The organism is Limnothrix sp. FACHB-406 (assembly GCF_014698235.1).
GTDB lineage: Bacteria > Cyanobacteriota > Cyanobacteriia > CACIAM-69d > CACIAM-69d > CACIAM-69d.
The window spans coordinates 80152-101728 of sequence record NZ_JACJSP010000009.1 but is presented as its reverse complement, the minus strand read 5'-3'; the positions used below and the strand labels follow the sequence as shown (position 1 = coordinate 101728).

Sequence of the window (21577 nt, the reverse complement as noted above, 5' to 3'; positions counted from 1 at the left end):
ACAATCAACAAATTTCGGAATCCGTAGGGGCGCACCGCGTGCGCCCAGCCCCCACCCGAATTGATCGAACCGGAGGGCGCACAGCGGTGCGCCCCTACGGAAATTCGGGTTGGGTGATCGCTTAAGGTTGGGTCGATCGCGCCGCGTAATGGGCCTGCACATCGGCGATCGAGAATAGCGCCTCAAAGGCCAAGCCATGTTGCGCGTACAGTTCCGCGCCACCCTGGAGCCGATCGACAATCGCCACCACCCGATCGACCTGGTAGCCCGCTTCCCGCAGGCGATCGACCGCCTTCAAGGCCGACCCCCCCGTCGTCACCACATCTTCGAGCACCACCACCGACGAACCCGGCTCCAACGCCGGCCCCTCGATGTAGGCCATCGTGCCGTGGCCCTTGGCTTCCTTGCGGATAATCAGGGCAGAAATCGGGCGGTTTTCCAGCGCCGACACCACACTCACCGCCGACACCAACGGGTCAGCCCCCAGGGTCAACCCGGCCACCGCCGCCGCCCCCGTCGGCACTTGCCCCAGCAGCAACCGCCCCAGCGCCAATGCCCCCTCAGGATGCAGCGTCACCGGTTTGCAGTTGATGTAGTAGGTGCTTTTTTGGCCCGACGAAAGGGTAAAGTCCCCTTCCCGGTAGGCGCGATCGCACAGCAAATCCAACAGGCGATCGCGCAATTCAGCCTCACCGGCAGTGGCGGCCCAGTTCCCAGCGGTAACGGTCATGGCGACAGATGGAGCGACAGGACGAAGCAAACGAATAGCAACAAAAATTGCGACTCCCTATCCTACCGCGCCGGGTACGCACCACCGATCACCACTGGTTGACCGGGCGATCGCACCACCACCTCCGTAGGGGCGCAACGCCTTGCGCCCTCCGGTTCGATCGCCTCAGAGAGGACTAAGCGCAACGCCTTGCAACCTCCGGCTTGCGGGGATTTAACCTGCATTAATCCGGCATCACCAGCCCCTTGCTGGCCAGCCACTCCGCGTTATACAGCCGCGATTGATACCGCGACCCGCCATCGCACAGCACCGTGACGATCGTGTGGCCCGGCCCCAGTTTTTCCGCCAGCTTCACCGCCGCCCCCACATTGATGCCGACAGAGCCGCCCATAAACAGCCCCTCCTTTTTCATCAACTGAGCCAGCACCGCCAGCGCCTCCGGATCCGTCACCCGAATCGCATCATCGATCGGCACGCCCTCCATATTCGCCGTCACCCGCGAATTCCCGATCCCCTCGGTGATCGAGTTGCCCTCCATCGTCAGCTCCCCGGTTTTCGCGTAGCTGTAGAGCGCACTGCCCATCGGATCCGCCAGCACCATTTGCGCTTGGGGGTTCTGCTCCTTCAGGAACATCGCCACCCCCGCGTAGGTTCCGCCCGTGCCCGTCGCCGCCACCCAAGCGTCCACCGTGCCGTCTGTTTGCGCCCAAATCTCCGGCCCCGTCGTTTCGTAGTGGGACTGACGATTTGCCAAGTTGTCGAACTGGTTGGCCCAAATGGCGTTCGGGATTTCCGCCGCCAACCGACCCGACAGCTTCACATAGTTATTAGGATCGCGGTAGGGCACGGCGGGCACGGTCTTCACCTCCGCCCCCAGCGTCCGCAGCAGGTCGATTTTTTCCTGGGACTGGGTATCGGGAATCACGATCAGACACTTGTAACCCTTGGCGTTGCAAATGTGGGCGAGGCCGATTCCGGTGTTGCCTGCCGTGCCTTCCACCACCGTGCCGCCGGGTTTCAGCAACCCGCGCCGTTCCGCATCTTCAATAATGTAAAGGGCCGCCCGATCTTTAACCGACCCACCAGGGTTCAAAAATTCCGCTTTACCCAGGATTTCGCAGCCGGTTGCGTCACTAAAGCTGTTGAGCCGGATCAGTGGAGTATTACCAACTGTCCCGACGAATCCATTTTTGATATCCATTGCTCGGGGTCTAACGGCGATTTGGTGACTCAATTTACGGTGAGTTTGACTCGTTTATTCACAGTACCGGAACTTGGGAATTGTACCTAGAGCCAAATCCTAGGCGATCGCCCCTTGATTGACCCACCCAAGTTATCCATGCTAGCGTCAAACGGCAGTCTGTCCAAATAACCTGTGATCCATGACACAGGTTTAAATCCACCGAGCCAACTCAAAAGAAATTCATCAAAATCTATCAGTTGCCCAAAGTCTTTAGGCTGATTCCACCTGAGTCTTCATGCATTGCCTCCATGCTTGGAATGACATGCCTAGAGCTATTGATTTTGCAATCACCAAAACCAATAGCAAAATGAAGAAACTTTTTGGCAATTCGTCAAGAAATTTCATCAGTCATGGTTAGCCAACCTCAAGGCAGACATTTCTAGCTGAAGGGCAATTAGACCAAGTTTGGATTTTTTTGAGTAGACACTTGATTGGATTAAGTCGCTTTATGTCATTGATAAACGACATGGACAAATTGCAACTTTCACTATCTCGTAGTCAACGCTTAATCGATCGGCTCTGGTCTTTAAGTCCAATTGAAGCAGGGCGATCGAGCGGGGGAACCAGCCTAAATTTTGGGGCGAATCTTGTGCTGCAAGAAGGCTACTTCCAAGCCTAGCCCGTCAGCTAACCTCGTCAGCCAATGGAAGGAGAATCGGAAATGCTAGAGCAAATCGGAAACCTAGACGCTTGGATTGCCGGAATTGTCTTCATCACCGTCATTGTGGTGATCATGACGGAATGGATTCACCTCACGGTTGCAGCCTTTTTGGGAGCGCTGGTGTTGGTGTTTGCCCACGTAATGAGCTTGAAAGAGGCGATCGGGTACATCAGCCAGAGCCATGGAACCCTCGCCCTCTTCTTGGGAGTCATGATTTTGGTGCGGGCCTTTGAACCCACCAAAGTTTTTGACTACTTAGCCACCCAAATGGTGATTTTGGCCCAAGGCAAAGGCAAAAATTTGCTGTTAGGGATTGTGGGCATCACAACGCCCATTTGTGCTGTTTTACCAAACGCCACCACAGTCATGTTGTTGGCTCCTTTAATTCCCCCATTGGCAGAAGAAGTGGGCGTAGATTTCGTGCCCCTTCTGATTTTGATGGTTTTTGTGGCCAACAGTGCCGGACTTTTAACCATTGTGGGTGACCCAGCCACCTACATTGTTGGGGACGCAGTAAATTTAACCTTCACCGAATACCTAACTCGCCTTAGCCTAGGGGGTGCTGTGGCGATCGGGGTGATTATTTTGCTGCTTCCTATTCTGTTCCGAACCACTTGGAAGAAAGAGCTGAAAAATCTGGACGACTTGCCCCACCCCAAAATTAATCACCCGCGCACATTAGCCTTTGGTGGTCTGATTGTGCTGCTCGTGTTGGTCTTTTTTGTGATTGGTGAGTCGTTGCCCATTCCTGTTTCTCCCGCCGCCGTTGCCCTCCTAGGTGCTGCGTTAGCCTTACTCTTAGCCCATCACAGCAAAATTGACACCGTTAATAACATTTTGCGAGATGTGGATTGGAGCACATTGCTGTTTTTCATGTCCATTTTTGTGCTGATCGGCGGCTTGCAAAAAACTGGCGTGGTCAGTCTTTTGTCAGGAGCCTTGGCAGCTATGCTCGGAACCAATATTTTCTTGGGTTCGATCGCCCTGATTTTCTTTGTGGGCTTGGTGTCTAGCGTCGTTCCCAATATTCCTTTGGTCGTGGCAATGGTTCCCCTGCTCAAGGAATATGTGGTGAATGTAGGGATGGCTGGGCCAGAAATCTTGGCGCAGGATTATTCTGGGAGCTTTCCTCCACAAGTGTTGCCCCTGTTTTACGCAATGATGTATGGGGCAACCTTGGGAGGAAATGGAACCCTAGTTGGCGCTTCTTCTAACATTGTGGCGGCTGGAATTGCTGAATTGCACGGCAAAAGCATCTCTTTTCACCGCTTTTTGAAGTATGGAATTCCGGTGATGCTAGCCCAACTAGTTGCTGCTTCTTTGTATATGATGATTCGGTTTTTGCTACCGGGTCAGTCCTAAGTTTGTCTACCAACTTAAAAGTAACGAGTAGAATACGGGCTGGCAATTGTCAGCCCATTTTTTATGCCAGCTTTCAAGCATGAATAGTCTGAAATCCTAGGGCATATCATCCAATGAAGTTGGTTGAAGCTGAAATGACTAATTGTCGCAGCTCAACCGCCCTAGACAAGGGGCTTAAGCCCCTTGCTCCCCACAATCCCATAACAACGCAAGCATCAGGGTTTTGGGGATTTGATGACAACCTCTAAGCCCATTCTATTCATTGCAGCTCTTGATCTACTGAAGTCAAAACATTCAGCAAATTCGGCAAGTCACTTTGCACAACATCCCAGATTCTTTCAGCATCAACACGATGATAGTCGTGAACAATGATGTCTCGAGTTCCTGCAATTTCTTTCCAAGGAATTTCTGGGTAACGTTGACGAAATTCAGGGGATAACCGCTTTGTTGCTTCACCAATTACTAAGATGCGTCTGAGGACGGCATCTTGCTTTTCGTCGCTGGCCATAAAGTCAGCCATTGTCATTCCTGCTGTATAGGTCAGGATTTTACTGATTGAATCAACAATATCAAATACCGATTCCCTATCCCTCAACATAGATGACCTTGGCAGACTCTAGGATATGTTGACGGCGAATAGTATTAGGATCTTCTAAAACTGCTTTTTTACTGATTAGATCCACTTTTCGATGCAGCATTTCTTCAAGCTCAAACATCATCTTGACTTGAAGGATTAGATTTTTTCGAGCATTGACTTGTTCAGAAAATAACAAGTCAATATCGCTGGGAATTTCGCCATTCAAACGAAAATCGTCTCGCAAAATTGAACCAAAAACCGCTAATTCGGCAATCTGCCACCGAATGCAAAAATCCCTGAGCTGTTCGGGTGTGATGGTTAGGCGATTGTAGACTTCTTGAATTGATATTGTGTCAGTTTTCATATCATTTACTCTCTGAACTAGTGATAACAACTGGGACATTAACTTAGATCATTAATGGGCTATGAATTTTGAGGTGGCGTTGGTAGTAGTGGCTCAATCTGTCGCAAAACATCAGGCAATTTGACCTCAATGATGGGCTTCAGTCGCTCAAAGTCAATACCATCATAGTCATGTACGATCACATCTCTTAAACCTGCCATCTCTTTCCAAGGAATATCAGGGTGAGCATTGCGAAACGTCATTGACAATCGTTTGGTCGCCTCGCCAATAACAATCAGACGACGAATGACAGCATCTTGATTTTTGACAGATTCCAGGAACTCACCCCAATTAGGGATATATTCCATGATTAACTGAATGGAGTCGGCAATATCCAGTAAAGATTGATCATCTCTAGATGCACTATTTTTGGGCATATAGAATCATCTCTGAATTTAAGATTTCTTGGCGGCGCAGCCAATTACGACTATTTTTAATTCCTTGTTTGCTAATCAAGTCAATTCTTCGATGGCAAAGCTTTTCTAGTTCTTCGCGCATCTGCATGATGTCGAAAAGGCTATGACTTGAAGACTGATTCAGGCTGTAAAGCAAATCAATATCACTGACATCATCTCCGCGATCGCAGAAATCGTCTCGCAAAATTGAACCAAACACGGCTAATTCGGCAATCTGCCACCGAATGCAGAAATCCTTGAGCTGTTCGGGAGTGATAGTTAGGCGATCGTAAATTTTCTGAATTGAGATTGCATCAGTTGCCATACTCCTGCTCCACTGATGACCATGATGGCGAAGGCTGCCCACTATTTTAGCCGCACTGACTGTCAGAGATGTGAGTACTATCACAATCAGCGCAGACGATAATTCACGGGTTTGCGACGAGTCAAGAGGGATTTAGGATTGCTGGAGTTCTAATAAATTGCCGTCGGGATCAGGGGCAAAAATGGCGGCGCGACCGGAGGCGCTGGCTTGCCAGGAAATGCCTGCTTCGGTGAGTTGGGTTTTGAGGGTTTCTAGGTCATCCACCGCGATCACCAGGTGGGCATTGCGACCCCAACGATCGTCCTGAATGCTACTCACCACCCGGGGCGCAACAATCAGGTGAATTTGCCAATCGCCGATCGCATACCAAAGACCGGGAAATTTCAGGGGGCGATCGATTAATTCCAGCCCCAACAATCCCCCGTAAAATCTGGCGGCGCGATCGAGATCGGTCACATTCAATGCCACATGTAGCCCCCGGATTACCGCCACGATCGCCTACCTCCGAATGTCGTAACCAAACAAATTGGCATCCACTTCCATTAGGTTAATATCCGCCAAGCCGTATTCTGCCCAACGCCGATCGACCGTGGCGGCCACCTCCGGATCGGATTCCAAAACCTTGCCCCATTCCCGATCAATTTCAGGGTAAATCTTGTCGGTGGCATCAATGCCCATCCGACTGCCGAGACCGGCTTTTTCGGTAGCAAAATCCAAGGAATCTAGAGGATTTTCCGGCAGGATAAACACATCCCGATCGGGGTCAACTTTGGAGCAAACAGCCCACATCACCTGGCGCGGATCGCGAATATTAATGGACTTGTCCACCACGATCACAAACTTGGTGTAGGTGAACTGGGGCAAGGCGCTCCAAAAGGCCAAGGCGGCCCGGCGGGCTTGACCTGGATAGGCCTTGTCGATCGAGATGATTGCCGCCTTGTAGCTCAACCCTTCCATCGGTAGGAAAAAGTCCGTAATTTCCGGCACTTGCGTCCGCAAAATCGGCGTATAAATCCGGTTGAGGGCGATCGCCATCATCGCCTCTTCCTTGGGCGGTCGGCCGCTGAAGGTGGTCAGGTAAATCGGGTCTTTGCGGTGGGTGACGGCATGAACCCGCAGCAGGGGGCCGGGAGCCGCTGGGCCGTAGTAGCCCATGTGGTCGCCGAAGGGCCCGTCGATCGCCGTTTCCGAGGGGTCGATCGTCCCTTCCAAAATCATTTCGCAGTTGGCCGGCACTTCCAAATCCAGGGTTTTGCACTTGGTCAGGTGTACGCCGGAACCGCCGTAGAGACCCGCAAACAGCCACTCAGACAAGTCCACGGGGATCGGTGTGGCCGCCGCCATCAGCAACAGCGGGTCAGCCCCCAGGGCGATCGCCACCTCCAGTTTTTGGCCCTGTTCCGCCGCCTTCCGCAGGTGACGCGCGCCGCCCCGCACCGACAGCCATTGGACGGTCATCGTGTTGTTCGATTGCCGTTGCAGCCGGTAAACCCCCACATTCGGGATCTTGGTTTCGCAATCTTTGGTAATCACCAGCCCGAGCGTCACCACATGGCCCGCATCGTCGGGATAGGGGCGAATCATCGGGATTTCGTTGAGATTCACCTCTTCACCCCGTTTCACCACCTGATGACAAGCGGGAAATAGGTCAATGTCGGGCTTGGCGCGCAACACATCAAACAGCACCTTGCCAAACTCGATCGCCTGGGAAATTTTCTTGGGCGGCTTCGGCTGCTGCAACATCGATAGCTTGCGGCCCAAGGTTTCCAGCTCCTCGGGCGAGTCCATGTTCATGGCCCAGCAGGTGCGCTCCACCGTGCCCAACAGGTTCACGGCCACGGGGCTAGGGCTGCCCTTGACGTTTTCAAACAGCAGGGCCGGCCCGCCCGCCGCCAGCATCCGATTGGCAATTTCGGCGATTTCCAGGTTGGGATCAACGGGAACCGTAATCCGGCGCAGTTGACCGCGCTCATCCAAAAGCTTCAAGAAGCCGCGTAAATCTCGGGGCATGGGGCGATCGCGTGAATTGTCGAAGGGGTGATGTAACGAACCGTAACGATTCCCATTATCCCGAAATTCGGCACTGACCCGCTGTACCAAGGGCGATCGCCCCCGATCGAGCCAGACCCAATCGGGCCGGGTATGATGGCCTGCTAGTTCGATCGCCCGTCCATCGCCTGTCACCCGTGAATCAGCCGAATCTTCCGCCCCATCTCCAAGGTCTGACCCGCAGCGAAGTGCTGGAGCGCCGGGCCGCCGGCCAGGGTAATGATGCCCCCCTGAAAACCAGTCGCTCCTATGCGCAAATTCTCCGGGAAAACATTTTTACCTTTATTAATTTTGTTTTCGTTGCCATTAGTGTTGTTTTCTTATTTTTAGGCAGTTTTAGCGATGCCATCCTGGTGGCGGCGGTCATTTTGAGCAGCGTGGTGATTAACGCCATTCAAGAAGTGGCGGCCAAGCGCAAACTCGATGAAATTGCCCTTCTAACCCGGCCCAAGGCCACCGTGGTGCGCGAAGGTCGTGAACAGGATATTGACCCGAGCGAAATCGTGGCGGGTGATGTTTTAGTGCTGCGATCGGGCGATCAAATTCTGGTGGATGGGGAGTTGATGGCCGGAGAAATTGCCGCCGATGAATCGCTCTTAACAGGAGAGTCAGACCCCATTGAAAAGGAAACCGGCAGCCCTGTTTTTTCGGGAACCATTTGTTTAAGCGGTAGTGGCTATTATTTAGCCCAAAAAGTGGGCCGCAACAGCTTGGCCCACCAACTCACCGAAAGTGCCCGCACCTTTCGCCAAATGCTCACGCCCTTGCAATCGGAAGTGAATTTGGTGATTCGGATTTTTATGATCATTGCCTGCTTTTTTTGGGCCCTGGTGGCGATCGGGTTCATTGCCAAAGCCATTTCCTTCAATGAAACGGTGCAGCGATCGGCCGTGATTGCCGGTCTGGTTCCCAGCGGTTTGTATTTAACCGTCACCCTGTCCTATGCCCTGGCGGCGGTGCGAATGGTGGGCAAGCGGGTGCTGATTCAACAGGCCAACGCTGTGGAATCCCTAAGCAATATAGATGTGCTCTGTGTGGACAAGACCGGAACCTTGACGGCGAACCGAATTCAGCTCACGGAACTGTGGCCGATCGCCCCCGGCCAGGACTTGGCCAACCTGACCCAACAGGTGGGAACCTATGCCGCCAGCACCCGTTCCGGCAACGCCACCAGCGAGGCGATCGCCCTCGGTTGCCCCGCTCCCGGCCAAGAACCGCTCTATGAAATTCCCTTTTCATCAGCCCGCAAGTGGAGCGCGATCGCCTTTGGGCCTGACCCGATCGCCCCACCAGCCGCCGGGCCCGTGGTGGGGTATTACGTCCTGGGTGCGCCGGAAATGGTGAGCGTGGGCCTGGCGGAACCGCTGCCCCCGGAATGGCGCGATCGGGCCCAGACCCTGGCTCGCCAAGGATTTCGGGTGTTGCTGTTTGCCGTCAGTCCCACCATTCCGCCCAAACCCGCCAAACGCGACAGCGCCCCCCTGCCCCAGGATTTGCAACCCCTGGGCCTGTTGGTGTTTAGCGACGAGCTGCGCCCCAGCGTGACGGAAACGCTCCAAGGATTTGCCGAGGCGGGCATTCGGCTGAAGATTATCTCTGGCGACAACCCCGACACCGTGCGGGCGATCGCGGCTCGGGTGGGTTTGGGCGAAAATCTGTCGGCTGTGTCCGGAGCCGACCTGGCCGCCATGACTGAGGCGGAATTTGCCCAAGCCGCGATCGAGCATCAAATCTTTGGGCGGATCGTCCCGGAACAAAAAGCCCGCTTAGTCACGGCCCTGCGACGTGCGGGCAATTATGTGGCCATGATTGGCGATGGCGTAAACGATGTGTTGTCTCTGAAGCAAGCCAACCTGGGCATTGCCATGGAAAGTGGCAGCAAAGCCACCCGCAGCGCCGCCGATATTGTGTTGCTGGGCGACTCCTTCGAGACCCTGCCCTATACCTTTTTGGAAGGGCAACGGATCGGCAACGGCATCCGCGATGTACTGAAACTGTTTATGGTGCGGGTGTTTTGCGTCACCCTGTTGATTTTGTGTACGGGGCAAGTGCTGGGAACCTTTCCGCTGCTGAATAAACACAGCGCTGTGGTGACGATCGTGGCGGTGGGGCTGCCCACCTTTGGATTTCCCCTGTGGGCCCGGCCCGGGAAACCGCGCCAAAAGAGCGTCCTCAAGTCCATGCTGAATTTCACCTTGCCCGCGACCTTGACCCTCACCCCGATCGCGGTGGCGGTTTACTTGGGCTATTTGGTCACCACCATTTGGAACGCCACCCAAACGGGCGAAGAGTTGGTGGTTTTGAACGATGCGCTCTTGGCCGTGCCCCGCAGCGCCCTGGTGACGCTGTTGGTAAGCTGTGGCCTGTTGCTTGTGCCGTTTTTGAAGCCGCCAGCGGGGCCTTGGGTGGCAGCGGAACCCCTCTGTGGCGATCGCCGCTATTCCCTGTTGGCCTTGGGATTGTTGGGGGTCTATGCCGGTTTGGTGGCCCTGCCGGGAACGCGCGAGTTTTTTGAGTTGGCGCTGTTGCAACCGGTGGACTATTTGCTGATTGGGGCGATCGCCCTGAGTTGGTGTTTGCTGTTGCGATATATCTGGCGATCGGGATTGTTCGATCGATTCTTGGGCTTCAAACTCAGCGATTGGAATCATTAAGGGATCGTTCGGGCGATCGCTGGGCTTTTTTGCGCCAACGGATTGCCGGAATTTCGATCGCCCAGTAGGTGAAGCTGGCCAGGGCGATCGACCCTAAAAACACCAACCCCAACCGTTCGCCATAGGCCACCAAGGGCGATCGATTCGTGATCAACGGGCCGATCACCTTCAGTAAGGGATAGTGCCAAACATAAAGACCAAAAGACAACAGCCCGAGCAATTCCCAAGCCCGGAGCGGATTAGCCGCCATGGCCGACCGCGAGAGCGGCCGGTTGCGCCCGGAGCTGAAATAAACCCGTCGTTCAAAGGCAAAAATAAACAGCCCCGTCGCCAACACCGTCAGCCCCGGAGCCACCAACAACACCCGATCGCTCCCTTGATATTTCCACCAGGCGGCCAACCCATAAAGCAACACCATCGCCCCGATCGCCCAGCCTTTCCAGGGCAACCCCAGAATCGATCGGCCCCAAGCCAGGGCCACCCAGGGCCGAACTTGCAACCCTTGCCCTGGCTCGATCGGGTCTGTTTGTCCCTCCGCCAGGTCGATCGTTGGGGGTCGGTTTTGGTGCAGCTTTTGCATCAGCGGATTCAGCCAAAAACCGACCAGAAAGGCATCTAAATTGGCCGGCAAAAAAGTATAGATATAGCGAATAAAATAGGGATTTCCCTCTGTGCTGCCCAATAATTGTTCAATTAACTCAAAAACTCCGAACCGATAGAGCATTAATCCACTGGTCACTGCTGCCATGGCCACCAGTAATAATTGCCCGGTTTTCAGCCAGCGCCGACTCGCCCAAAAAATAAGAGGGGCGATCGCATAAAATTGCACTTCTGTGGAAAGCGACCATAGGGGTGCATTAAACTCAAAGGGCAAAGAATGCTCATAGGTAAAAGTCAGCAACCGCAGCAAATGACCCCAATGATTGGGTTGCCAACTGTGGGGATAAAACACCGCTGCCGATATCAAAATACAGGCATAGTAAAGCGGCAAAATTCGAGTGGCGCGGTTTTGAAAATATCGAATGATCCCAGGTCGATCGAGCCGATAGCGTTCGGTATAAAATCCCTTACCGATTAAGTAGCCCGACAGGCAAAAAAACACCCGTACTGCCACGCCCCCCGGCGCAAACAGCAGCCAACTCCAATCCTGTCCAGCCCAGACCAAGCTTTGGGCCGGCGGGCCGCAGTGGGCCACAATCACCAAACAGCAAGCCACCCCCCGCAAGGTCAGCAATGCATCCCAACGGTTGGGCGGGCGCAAACCAGAACCATCAGCAACCATGGCCAAGTGCCGCCAGCAAAACACTACGGTAAAGTAACACTACGGTTCGCCGCTGCTCGCCCGTCGCGCCCGGTTCAGTCTCTTTTTCATTCAGTTTTTCTTCATTCAGTTTTTCCGGGGACAATTCACCCATGCCTGCCCGTTGCGTTCCTTCCCGCGCTGAATTTTCCCTGAATGGACTGCTGCGATCGCTGCGGTGGGCAATGTCAGCGGGGGCAATCGCCCTGGTCTTGGCCAGCGCCGGGGAAGTGGCTCGCGCCCAGTTGCCTTTCCTGGATAACCTGCCGATTTTTGACATCTTTTCGCGGCCGGCCAGGGATGAATTTCCGCCCAGTCCGCTGGAACTGTTAGAGGCGGATCCGCTGCTGCCGGAGTTTCCCATGAAGCGGGAACTGTCGCCCACGGAGCGCGATCGGCTGCGTTTGGCCCTCGATGAATTGAACCTCCAGGCGGCGGCCACCCTGCGGGCCGGCAAAACCCTAGAAGCCTTCGCCCTTTGGAATCGAGAACTGCGATTGCGGCGGTTTTTGGGCCTGTTTGAAGAGTTGCCAGCCCTGGGACGGGTGGGCGAGCTGGCTTGGCGGGAAGGGGCCGTGGAAGAAACGCGGGTGGTGACCGATCGAATCAAGGCGATCCAAGCGGGGCAAACGGGCCCCAAGCCGGTTTTGCCCGACGAGCAACCGCTGCCCATCCCTGAAGATCCGGCCCTGCTGGAGGCCCTGGGCTTGGCCTATTACCAAGTGCGTGCGCCCAAGTTAGCCTTGGCGGTGTTGGAACCACGCCTGTTGATGGCCAGAACGGCTGATGATCCCACGGGAATTGAAAAATATCTGGTGGCGATCGGTCAATTGCGAGCCAGCCTGTTTGAGGATGCGGCGGCTGTGGATGCCTACCGGGAGCTGCTGGCGATCGAGCGGGCCAAAATTGCTGCGGGTCGTTGGGTGGCGGTTCCCGTACCGCCGGGCACAGAACCCACCATTCCGCTCCATCGCCAGGCCGAGGTGCGCTATGCGCGGGAATTGGTGATGTTGCTGAATCGATCGCGCCAATGGGATGAGGCGATCGCCGCCCAGCGCGATTTGTTGGGGGTCTATCAAGCATTGGGGATTGTGCGGCTCATTCCGCCCTTGATGAGCGAGTTAGCTGCCAATTTTGACCGGGCCGATCGTGTGGAAGAGGCGGTGTTGCAATATCGCGAAACGGCCGCCGCCGCCCGCTCCATCAAGCAGTTGGGCATTGCCCGAGAAGCGCTCGATCGCCTGGCCACTCTCTATCGCAGCCGCCCCGCCTTTGCCGACAAACCTGATCTGCTCGCCAGTCTTTATATCAGCCTGTTGGAGTTGGCCCGCGAGGCGGCGGACGGCTACGGAATGATGGACACCTACGAAAAGTTGGGTGATTTGTTTGTCAGTTTGAATCAGCGCGATCGGGCCCGCATTGCCTACGAACAGGCAGCGATTTTGGCGAAGCAGTTGCAACACCGCGAAAGCTATTTCGCCCGCAAGCTCCAAGACCTGGGCCCCGCCCCAACCCCCTTCAACCAACCGTAGCGGACGAAAACTGGCGAAAGGCTCCCATACAAATGTAGGGTGCATGGGAGAAGGCTTGGAAGGCAATCACAATCTTGATTCATCTCCCATGCACCGCCACCTGTGACGCATCCAACGACCATGATCGGTTGGGTGGCAATCGGGCTGCGGTGCATGGGAGTACGAATTAACCGTTTCGTGACAATTGGAGGTTGCTCCCATGCACCCTACGGCTACTCGATTCCAAAGTCGTAGTCCATGGAGCCGCGCACCAAGAAGGGAATCCCACCTTGACCACCAATTTTGACGTTGAACTTCACGGTCATTTCTTCAACGTTGGCCGCCGAGAACTGGCGAAAGGCTCCCATACAAATGTAGGGTGCATGGGAGAACGCTGGGAAATCAACAACAATTTGGGTTCATCTCCCATGCACCGCCACCTGTGACGCATCCAACGACCATGATCGGTTGGGTGACAATCGGGCTGCGGTGCATGGGAGTACGAATTAACCGTTTCGTGACTATTGGGGCTTGCTCCCATGCACCCTACGGGATTGGTGGGATTTGTGGGGTGGTGAATAATGGATGGGGTGATCTGTTGCGGGGAGGGATGCGATGCCCAATTATCAGCGCTGGAGATCGGAGGGGGGCACGTACTTTTTTACGGTTGTCACCTATGGTCGCTACCCGTGGCTTTGTGAGCCGATCGCCCGGCAAGCCCTGCGCCAAGCCATTCGCACCACCCAAGCCGCCTATCCGTTTTCGATCGATGCATGGGTGCTGCTGCCCGATCATCTCCATTGCATCTGGACGCTACCGACAGGCGACGACGATTTTTCGACCCGGTGGCGGCTGATCAAAACTCGCACCACTCGGGTTTGCACTCGTCAATTACCGATCGATTTACCCAGCAGTCGATCGCGTCAAACCCGAGGCGATCACCCCTATTGGCAACGTCGGTTTTGGGAACACCAAATTCGTGATGAGGCCGATTTCCAAAACCACATCCACTACATTCACCAAAACCCCGTTAAACACGGCCACGCCATCACCCCCACCGACTGGCCCTATTCCACCATCCACCGCTCGATCGACCCGTAGGGTGCATGGGAGAGCGCTGGGAAATCAACAACAATTTGGGTTCATCTCCCATGCACCGCCACCCATTCAACGACCATAATTCGGTTGGGAGGAAATAATAATCTCCATTCACCTCCCATGCGCCGCCCCCCATTCAACGACCATCTCCGCGTGCCACAACCCACCACAAAGAAACGAGCATCCCTGGTCTGTTGGGTGGCGATCGCCCTGTGACCCATCAGCCATTGCGGGGCGCTTTGGTTGTGCTTTCACAGGCTCCACCTTGCACCGCAACCCGTGAGCCTAGATCGGAATTTCCACGGTGAACGTGGTTCCCTCCTGGGCCGTTGAATGGCAACCGAGCGATCCTTGGTGCTGTTCCTGCACAATTTGGTAGCTGATGGCCAAACCCAGCCCCGTGCCCTGGCCGATCGGCTTAGTGGTGTAAAACGGCTCAAAAATCTTCGATCGCAGCGCTTCGGGAATGCCCAAGCCGTTGTCCTGGATGGAAATTTGCACCCGATCGGGCTGGCTGAGGCGCGTGGCGATGTGCAATTGGGGCACAAATCCGGCTCCTTCCTGGGCCCAGCGATCGGCCAAGGCATCGATCGCGTTGCTCAACAGATTCATAAACACCTGATTGAGCTGATTGGCATGGCAAGTGACCGGAGGCAAAGGGCCATAGTCCTTGGTCACTTGAATCGCCGGGCGATCGCCCTGGTCAATCAACCGGTGATTCAAAATCATCAATGTGTTGTCCAGCCCTTCATGCAAATCCACCGCCTTCATGCTGGACTCATCCAAGCGGGAAAAATTCCGCAGTCCCAACACAATATTGGTGATTCGTTGGCAACCGGATTGTAAGGAGCCGAGCACTTGCGGTAAATCGGCAATGAGGAAGTCGAAATCCAAGTCTGCCAGGCGATCGCGCATGGCCGGCGAAAGATTGGGATATTCCGCTTGATAGGCCTGAATAATGCTCACCAAATCATGGAAATAGGCTTCCATGTGATACAAATTCCCCGCAATGAAAGCTGTGGGGTTGTTAATTTCGTGGGCAATTCCGGCCACCATTTGCCCCAAGCTCGACATCTTTTCCGCTTGGATTAATTGGGCTTGGGCCTGGCGCAATCGTTGAAGGGTGTCTTGAAGCTTGGCGGTGCGTTCTTCCACCTTTTGTTCCAAGGAGAGATTGGCGGCTTGCAAGGCTTCGGCCCGGCGGTGGGCTTCCATGGCAATGCTAGCCAGGCTGGCGGCGGTGTTGATCACCTCTCGGTGATAGGCCGTGGGCTGGCAGGGAAACCGGTGCGACAGGGCAAAGGTTCCCAGCACCTCACCGTTGGCGGCCAAAAAGGGCGACGACCAGCAGGCGCGGATACCGTGGCTGAGGGCAAAATCTCGAAAGGATGACCAAAGGGGGTTGGTGGCAATGTCCGTGGCAAAGACCGGCTCGCCGCGATAGGCCGCCGTGCCGCAGGATCCGGCACATTCGCCAATCATTAGCCCATCAACCCCTCGGGCAAATTCGCTGGGCAGGCTGGGGGCGGCCCCGGCGCGCAGGCATTTTTGCTCCGGATCCAACACCAAAATTGAGCAATAGGCTCCGGGAAGTTCCTGCTCTAGCAATTCACAGAGTTGATTAAAAACGAATTGCAGCTTGGCTCCTTGGGCGATCGAGCCGAGAACGCGGCTTTGGGTGTCAATCAAGGCTTCCGATCGCCGCCGTTCGATCGCCCCCGCCAGCACATTGGTCACGGCTTGCAGGAAGTAAACGTCATCTTCCGAGAACGATCGAGGCTGTTCGTGATGAATTTCCAGCAGCCCCAGCAGTTGATCGCGTCCCACCACGCCCAGCAGCAAACCGCTTTGGCTGTTGGCGGGCAAGGGAAGGGGAAAATTCTGTAAATCATGACCCAAGGGCACATTCGCCGCCAGCAATTGCGATTCCACACTGAAGAGCGACTGCACCAGGGGCACGTTAGCCACGGTCACTTCTGTGGGTTCGTTGGCGGCGGCGGGAATGGTGGCCACGCGCCGCAGGGATTGGCGATCGGACAACACGCGCCAAATGCTGCTGTAGGAGACTTTCAGTACCTCTGTCACCGCCTGCACGGCCCGCTCAAACAAGCGATCGAGCTGGTTTTCAAGCAAGGCCCACTGGCTTAAGGCTGTGATCACCATCTGCGCATTGCGATCGCTCAAGCAAGAGTAGGTCGCGCGATCGGGAGCCATCAAAGGAGAGTGGATTGCAGGATTCGCAAAGCTCATAGGGATTGAATGCGGTGGAGTTTCGGTCAGAGTGCTAATGAAAATCTGTATTCACGAAAACGCTATTCACGAAAATGCCATCTACAAAAACACCCAAAAAACCAGTGAGTCGCCTCGGGCATTCTTGTGCTTAATCGGGGTTTGAATCCTGTTGCAGGATGGCTCAAAAACCGAATTTCAAAAGTCGGCATTGATACTCAATTTGCCCTAGCAGTAGGTTGGGTTGAGCTTTGCAAAATCCAACGCAATCCATGCAATTTTTGCAATCTTTGTGGTTGTTGGATGACCCTGCGGAAAGCAAGCCACGGGCCTCAAGCCAACCTACCAATTGAGCAGTTTTGGTAATTTTGTCAGTCAGCCAGCCTGATGGGGGAGAGAGATGTGGGTGCGGGTCTTGAGGGGTGCAAGCGGCCACGTGGCGATCGCTCGCAAATCGCGTTGCTTGCGAACTGCGAACCAAGGGTCGGGATTGCCCTGATGGGGGCCTACGGTAGCGGCTAAAGGCGAAAAACTCGGGAATAGGCTCCCAAAAACGCGAAATTCCCGAATGTGAAGGGTTTTCATGACAAATTAGTTACGAAAACGACCTAATTCGGCTTGGTTAGCGAGCGATCGCTTAACGAATTTGGGCAAACCCTAACGATTGAGTAACCATTTTTGGATTAATTCCATCAGTTGCTTCAGGCGCATGGGCTTGCTGAGGTAATCGTTGGCCCCCGCTTGCAAGCAACGCTCCCGATCGCCCGGCATGGTCAGGGCCGTGAGCGCAATAATCGGCACGTCCGCCAGTTCCTCATCGTTGCGAATTTGCCGCATCGCTTCAATGCCATCCACCCCAGGCATCTGGATATCCATCAAAATCAAGTCGGGCCGCTCCAGGGTAGCCAAGGTCACGGCGGCCGCCCCGTCCCGAGCCACCAACAGCCGATAGCCCTTCGTATCCAAATAGGACGACACGGTGACGATGTTCGCCTCGTTGTCTTCCACCAACAAAATCAGGGGCGCGGATTCGGGCCCATCCAGCAGCGATGTGGTTTCCGTTACCTCAGCCCCTTGGCCGCTGACCGCTGCCGCCGACACGGCCTGCGTGAGGGGCAACGTAAAGGAAAAACAACTGCCCTGGCCCAGGGTGCTGGTGACGTTCACCATGCCCCCATGGAGGTTCACAATCCGCTTCACCAGGGCCAGGCCCAAGCCGGTTCCTTCGTATTGACGGTTCAAGGCACTATCCACCTGAATGAAGGGCTGGAAGAGCCGTTTCAGGTTTTCTTCGCTGATGCCGATGCCGGTGTCAGTGACGCTGAACCGCAGGGCTTCGTAAAGGTTTGGGCTGTTGGGGTCGGGCTGGTCGATCGAGCCGTCCAGGTTGGCATAGCCCACCTCCAGCAAAATGGAGCCACCTTCTGAGGTGAACTTCACCGCATTATTTAACAGGTTGATCAACACTTGTCTCACCCGCCGTTCATCAATGCGGATGGGCGGAAAATCCCGGGGCAATTTGGTGCTCAGACGAATTCGTTTTTCCAAGGCTTGTTGTTTCACAAAAGCCAAACTGGAATCGCAAAGGGGGCGCACTTCCACATCGTTATAGGCCAATTCCACTCGCCCCGCTTCGATTTTGGCCAAATCCAAAATGTCGTTAATCAGGGACAACAAATGATTGCCGCTGCGTTCAATAATTTGCAGCACTTTGATTTGTTGCTCGGAAACGGGGCCAAACACATTCTCTTGCAGCCCTTCCACAATGCCCAAAATGGCATTGAGCGGGGTTCGTAATTCATGGCTCATATTGGCCAAGAATTCATCCTTGAGGCGGGTGGCGCGGGCCAATTCTTCGTTGTTGAGGGCAAGCTGTTGGTTGCGCTCGGTCAGTTGTGCTTGGGCGGCTTGCCGTTGGGTCAGTTCCTGTTTCAGTCGATCGACCAAGGTGGCTTGCTGAATGGCGATCGCCAATTGGTTAGCAATTTGTTGCAGTAACTGAGCCTCAGATTCTTGCCAAACCCGCTTTTCATGGCAAGCATGAACCACCAAAACGCCCCAGAGTTTGTTGGGTGCGGCAGGGGCAACCCAGCGGTGATCTTCGTGGGCAAAGGCTTCCTGCAAAATCGGAGCCACAATTTTGGATTGAATTTGGCCCTCTTGGGAATATTCCCGCAGACAATCAGTCCAGCGATCGTCCATCACGTCGGCCACAATTCTGGCCTTGCCTTGCCAATACCACTCCAAAATTTCCGAAGACCAAACTTCATCTTCCCAATGGCGATCCTTGAGGTGAACTAATCCTTCAAGGACGGCTTCTTCGACGATCGCGCTGCGGCCATCATCAAACAGTTGAAACACAATCACCCGATCGCACTGCATCACCGCTTGCACCTGCTGGGTGACGGTGTTTAAGATTTGGTGCAAATCTAAGGATTGCCGAATGCGTTCGGTAATTTGTGCCAGAACAGTTTGTTCCTGTAACTGGCGGCTGATGCGTAATTCGGCCTGTTGACGCACCTCCAGTTCTTGCTGCACTTGGTAATAGAGACTGGATTGTTGAATTGCGATCGCCAATTGATTAGCAAGCCGGTGGGCCAATTCCACCTCATCCGGCAACCAGTGGCGCGGGCGATCGCACTGATGAATGCACAGCAAACCCCACAGTTCCGAACCACAAAGCAGCGGCATCACCAAATTAGCCCGCACTTCAAATTGGGCCAGAATATCGCTGTGGCATTTGGTGAGACCGTTGTTGTAAATGTCATCCACCACAAAATAGCGACCATTGGCATAAAGCTGGGAATAGTTATCCCCAAAACAATGGTCATGAACACGAAGACTGAGGGCAGAAGAATAGGGCGGGATTACCGATTCTGCCACAAAGCAACCATCGTCGTAGTCAGATGGGGGATAAAACCGAAAAATTCCAACGCGATCAGCCTTTAATACAGCTCGAATTTCATTGCAAGCCACATCAAAAATAGTTTGCAAATCCAAAGATTGCCGAATTCGTTCAGCAATCATGAGTGCTAAATGCTCACTTTCGGCTTGTTTTTTTAAGGTAGCCTCGGCCTGTTTGCGTCTCGTAATTTCCTGAGCTGTTCCCAAAATTCCAAAAGTTCGGCCATGAGCATCTTTGAGCGGAATTTTGTTGGTTTCTAACCAAATTGTCGAGCCATCCACCAAGCCATATTCCAATTCACAGCGGAGAACAGCTTCCCCCGATCGCAAGATTTGTCGATCTTCTTCTTGGATCTGTGCCAGAGTTTCTGGATTCCAAGGTAGTTGATCGTCTCCGACTCCAATTAACTCCTCAGCAGAATTTAGGCCAATGATTGTGGCACTGTAGTTATTAATGCCTTGATATTTCAGGCGCTGATCTTTCCAAAAAACAGCAATCGGAACCGTATCCAAAATCCCTTGCAGGAGTTGTTGGGATGCATGACACGCACGCTCGGCCTGTTTTTGGGCGCTGATATCACGACAAACGCAAATTAATAATCCATCGTCTGTGACGGTGAGGGATAAGCCCTCATCAAAGCTACTCCCATCAGACCGCTTGGCAATAGCTTCCCCTTGCCAAGCCCGATCGCGGATCAAAATTGGAAAAATGTCTCGTTTAAAGCGGTCTAATTCTGCCTCGCTATAGAGACTGCGCCAAGACTTTCCCAAGAGCTGCTCTGGGCTATCATACCCAAACATTTCCAAATGGGATTGGTTGAGGTAAACGTAAGTATCTTCCTTGAGAATGGCGATCCCATCTTTGGCGCATTCAATGGCGGCTAATTGCTGCTTCAAAATTGCGTTTAGGTGTTGTTGATCGCGCAAATCAAGAGAGAGATGGGAATATGACCCGGCGCATAATTCAGAAGATGCAGAGCAGGAAGCGATCAAAGACTGAGCTTGTTGAGCATATTGAGCAATTGGTGGCTGAGAAAGTTCAGGATCTGGCTTGGGTTCTGGCTCAACTTTTTGTTCGATCGCCTGTTTAACCAAACTGCGATGCAACAGCACGGCGGCCACTGTTTTGCGGAGGGCCAAACCGGTTAAATGCTCTTTAACTAAATAATCCATGGCCCCCAGTTTCAGGGCCTGTTCCGCCAAGGATTCTTGGTGGGCTTGAATCAACACAATCACCGGCAGTGGCAATTGACGTTTGATGCCCTCGTGGAGACTTTCGAGCACGTGAATGCCCGTGCGATCGATCAAATCTAACAGCACCACATCGGGCCGGTGCGATCGCCACCACTCAACACCCTGTTCCCGACTCGGCGGAACCAAAATTTCATATTGCCGATGGAAATCACTCTGCAAGATCGCTTGCAAATAACTGGTATAAACTTTTACTTCGCTCTTAGAAGCCCCAATTAATAAAACTTTTGTCGGTGATTGCATCGGCGGAGTAACAGCGGTATTGAGGCGTAGTTGGCTCATGGATCAAGATAGCGCGGTAATTTAGGGAGAGCGAGTTGATTGCGCTGAGGTTTGCGAAAGCCACACAGAGCAAAATCTTCCTACCCCAACCGAATCAGGCGAGCATGATGAAATTCCAAAAGACGTGGAAAAATTGAAAAAGGGTGAAAATTGTTCAAAACTAGCCCTAATTTGCTATTTGCTGCCCTCAGGGTTCGTTCTCCTTATTTCTAGGATAGATGAATTTTGATGGATGATGATCCGTGAACAAGGGAGAATCAGGGTTAAATCAGGTATTAATTTACACAAGTATGGTTTTCTTGAATATTCGTTAAAAATTCGATTTTGAAGAACATGGTCGCGACTGAGTGACCGATGTTTCAAAATCTTTCTGAATTAATTCCCACGATCAGGGTTTTGAAAGTCCTGACCACAAAAAACTTAATGGGTGAAACGAATCACTCAGTCCCAATATTTTTAATAATCCCTGGTTTCTAGGCTAACAGGGCGAAAAGGCATTGTCTACCGTGATGAAGATGTTCTGAATCTTCAAAAATGCCCACTTAAAACAATTAGAACTTGAAAAAAGTTGAAATACTTGAAAAAAGCTGAAATTACAGGCTG

18 protein-coding genes and 1 riboswitch are annotated in these 21577 nt (G+C 53.6%); of the genes, 4 read left to right on the top strand and 14 right to left on the bottom strand.

All coding sequences use genetic code 11. The features are described 5' to 3' along the window. Window positions 1–121 precede the first annotated feature (121 nt). The 3 genes from pyrE to H6G53_RS10810 form a co-directional block, all read right to left on the bottom strand. Entirely contained in the window at window positions 122–730 is a 609-nt protein-coding gene (pyrE, locus tag H6G53_RS10820) for an orotate phosphoribosyltransferase (protein WP_190526955.1), read from the bottom strand. Window positions 731–792: 62 nt separating this feature from the next. After that, window positions 793–954, bottom strand: a complete 162-nt coding sequence (locus H6G53_RS10815; protein ID WP_190532809.1) for a hypothetical protein — start codon at window positions 952–954, stop codon at window positions 793–795. Further along, the gene (locus H6G53_RS10810) at window positions 954–1931 is read right to left on the bottom strand and encodes a cysteine synthase A (protein WP_099534760.1); all 978 of its coding nucleotides are present in this window, start codon (window positions 1929–1931) and stop codon (window positions 954–956) included. Before H6G53_RS10810 ends, H6G53_RS10815 begins: the two co-directional genes overlap by 1 nt. Before the next feature lie 534 nt (window positions 1932–2465). Continuing rightward, window positions 2466–2628, top strand: a riboswitch (cyclic di-AMP (ydaO/yuaA leader). A 6-nt stretch (window positions 2629–2634) separates the two neighbouring features. Between H6G53_RS10810 and H6G53_RS10800 the strand changes: the two genes are divergently transcribed. After that, on the top strand, window positions 2635–3996 hold the full coding sequence (locus H6G53_RS10800; RefSeq protein WP_099534766.1) for an ArsB/NhaD family transporter: 1362 nt from the start codon (window positions 2635–2637) through the stop codon (window positions 3994–3996). Window positions 3997–4255: 259 nt separating this feature from the next. Here H6G53_RS10800 and H6G53_RS10795 read toward each other — a convergent pair whose 3' ends face one another. The 6 genes from H6G53_RS10795 to H6G53_RS10770 all read right to left on the bottom strand — a co-directional run bounded on the left by H6G53_RS10795 (window position 4256) and on the right by H6G53_RS10770 (window position 7706). Further along, on the bottom strand, window positions 4256–4594 hold the full coding sequence (locus H6G53_RS10795; RefSeq protein ID WP_190532807.1) for a DUF86 domain-containing protein: 339 nt from the start codon (window positions 4592–4594) through the stop codon (window positions 4256–4258). Next, window positions 4581–4937: a nucleotidyltransferase family protein gene (locus tag H6G53_RS10790; protein WP_190532803.1), complete on the bottom strand. Its 357-nt coding sequence runs from the start codon at window positions 4935–4937 to the stop codon at window positions 4581–4583. The genes H6G53_RS10795 and H6G53_RS10790 overlap by 14 nt, the downstream gene beginning before the upstream one ends. Window positions 4938–4996: 59 nt before the next feature. Continuing rightward, entirely contained in the window at window positions 4997–5353 is a 357-nt protein-coding gene (locus H6G53_RS10785) for a DUF86 domain-containing protein (RefSeq protein ID WP_190532799.1), read from the bottom strand. After that, complete coding sequence (locus tag H6G53_RS10780; protein ID WP_190355471.1) at window positions 5340–5696, bottom strand: nucleotidyltransferase family protein; 357 nt, start codon at window positions 5694–5696, stop codon at window positions 5340–5342. Before H6G53_RS10780 ends, H6G53_RS10785 begins: the two co-directional genes overlap by 14 nt. A gap of 132 nt (window positions 5697–5828) precedes the next feature. Continuing rightward, entirely contained in the window at window positions 5829–6188 is a 360-nt protein-coding gene (locus H6G53_RS10775; RefSeq protein ID WP_190532797.1) for a VOC family protein, read from the bottom strand. 6 nt (window positions 6189–6194) lie between these two features. Continuing rightward, complete coding sequence (locus tag H6G53_RS10770) at window positions 6195–7706, bottom strand: UbiD family decarboxylase (RefSeq protein WP_190532890.1); 1512 nt, start codon at window positions 7704–7706, stop codon at window positions 6195–6197. A 176-nt stretch (window positions 7707–7882) separates the two neighbouring features. On the opposite strand from H6G53_RS10770, the gene H6G53_RS10765 reads away from it, so the two are divergent. After that, the gene (locus H6G53_RS10765; protein WP_347343124.1) at window positions 7883–10399 is read left to right on the top strand and encodes an HAD-IC family P-type ATPase; all 2517 of its coding nucleotides are present in this window, start codon (window positions 7883–7885) and stop codon (window positions 10397–10399) included. On the opposite strand, the gene H6G53_RS10760 is transcribed toward H6G53_RS10765, so the two are convergent. Both H6G53_RS10760 and H6G53_RS10755 read right to left on the bottom strand, forming a co-directional pair. Beyond that, window positions 10380–11681 (bottom strand): acyltransferase, encoded by a 1302-nt coding sequence (locus tag H6G53_RS10760; protein WP_190532794.1) that lies wholly within the window; start codon window positions 11679–11681, stop codon window positions 10380–10382. The genes H6G53_RS10765 and H6G53_RS10760 overlap by 20 nt on opposite strands. Further along, a complete protein-coding gene (locus H6G53_RS10755) occupies window positions 11671–11814 on the bottom strand; it encodes a hypothetical protein (protein ID WP_190532791.1) in 144 nt (47 codons plus the stop codon). Before H6G53_RS10755 ends, H6G53_RS10760 begins: the two co-directional genes overlap by 11 nt. Between H6G53_RS10755 and H6G53_RS10750 the strand changes: the two genes are divergently transcribed. After that, complete coding sequence (locus H6G53_RS10750) at window positions 11813–13231, top strand: hypothetical protein (RefSeq protein ID WP_190532788.1); 1419 nt, start codon at window positions 11813–11815, stop codon at window positions 13229–13231. The two genes, H6G53_RS10755 and H6G53_RS10750, sit on opposite strands and share 2 nt — an antisense overlap. 212 nt (window positions 13232–13443) lie before the next feature. Here H6G53_RS10750 and H6G53_RS18725 read toward each other — a convergent pair whose 3' ends face one another. Next, entirely contained in the window at window positions 13444–13578 is a 135-nt protein-coding gene (locus H6G53_RS18725; protein WP_242030823.1) for a CU044_2847 family protein, read from the bottom strand. 247 nt (window positions 13579–13825) lie between these two features. Between H6G53_RS18725 and H6G53_RS10745 the strand changes: the two genes are divergently transcribed. Then, the gene (locus H6G53_RS10745; protein WP_190532785.1) at window positions 13826–14311 is read left to right on the top strand and encodes a transposase; all 486 of its coding nucleotides are present in this window, start codon (window positions 13826–13828) and stop codon (window positions 14309–14311) included. A 282-nt stretch (window positions 14312–14593) separates the two neighbouring features. Here the strand turns inward: H6G53_RS10745 and H6G53_RS10740 are convergent, their stop codons facing one another. Continuing rightward, a complete protein-coding gene (locus H6G53_RS10740) occupies window positions 14594–16558 on the bottom strand; it encodes a GAF domain-containing protein (protein WP_190532782.1) in 1965 nt (654 codons plus the stop codon). Window positions 16559–17194: 636 nt separating this feature from the next. After that, on the bottom strand, window positions 17195–20935 hold the full coding sequence (locus H6G53_RS10735; RefSeq protein ID WP_190532779.1) for a GAF domain-containing protein: 3741 nt from the start codon (window positions 20933–20935) through the stop codon (window positions 17195–17197). Window positions 20936–21577: the final 642 nt, after the last annotated feature.

Bases quoted from the DNA above. Each gene is read 5' to 3' on its own strand.
- H6G53_RS10790 (WP_190532803.1), bottom strand. From the start codon at position 4,937: ATGAAAACTGACACAATATCAATTCAAGAAGTCTACAATCGCCTAACC.
- H6G53_RS10810 (WP_099534760.1), bottom strand. From the start codon at position 1,931: ATGGATATCAAAAATGGATTCGTCGGGACAGTTGGTAATACTCCACTG.
- H6G53_RS10745 (WP_190532785.1), top strand. From the start codon at position 13,826: ATGCCCAATTATCAGCGCTGGAGATCGGAGGGGGGCACGTACTTTTTT.
- H6G53_RS10760 (WP_190532794.1), bottom strand. From the start codon at position 11,681: ATGGTTGCTGATGGTTCTGGTTTGCGCCCGCCCAACCGTTGGGATGCA.
- H6G53_RS18725 (WP_242030823.1), bottom strand. From the start codon at position 13,578: ATGGGAGCCTTTCGCCAGTTCTCGGCGGCCAACGTTGAAGAAATGACC.
- H6G53_RS10750 (WP_190532788.1), top strand. From the start codon at position 11,813: ATGCCTGCCCGTTGCGTTCCTTCCCGCGCTGAATTTTCCCTGAATGGA.
- H6G53_RS10735 (WP_190532779.1), bottom strand. From the start codon at position 20,935: ATGCAATCACCGACAAAAGTTTTATTAATTGGGGCTTCTAAGAGCGAA.
- H6G53_RS10815 (WP_190532809.1), bottom strand. From the start codon at position 954: ATGCAGGTTAAATCCCCGCAAGCCGGAGGTTGCAAGGCGTTGCGCTTA.
- H6G53_RS10785 (WP_190532799.1), bottom strand. From the start codon at position 5,353: ATGCCCAAAAATAGTGCATCTAGAGATGATCAATCTTTACTGGATATT.
- H6G53_RS10780 (WP_190355471.1), bottom strand. From the start codon at position 5,696: ATGGCAACTGATGCAATCTCAATTCAGAAAATTTACGATCGCCTAACT.
- H6G53_RS10740 (WP_190532782.1), bottom strand. From the start codon at position 16,558: ATGAGCTTTGCGAATCCTGCAATCCACTCTCCTTTGATGGCTCCCGAT.
- H6G53_RS10795 (WP_190532807.1), bottom strand. From the start codon at position 4,594: ATGTTGAGGGATAGGGAATCGGTATTTGATATTGTTGATTCAATCAGT.
- pyrE (WP_190526955.1), bottom strand. From the start codon at position 730: ATGACCGTTACCGCTGGGAACTGGGCCGCCACTGCCGGTGAGGCTGAA.
- H6G53_RS10755 (WP_190532791.1), bottom strand. From the start codon at position 11,814: ATGGGTGAATTGTCCCCGGAAAAACTGAATGAAGAAAAACTGAATGAA.
- H6G53_RS10770 (WP_190532890.1), bottom strand. From the start codon at position 7,706: ATGCCCCGAGATTTACGCGGCTTCTTGAAGCTTTTGGATGAGCGCGGT.
- H6G53_RS10800 (WP_099534766.1), top strand. From the start codon at position 2,635: ATGCTAGAGCAAATCGGAAACCTAGACGCTTGGATTGCCGGAATTGTC.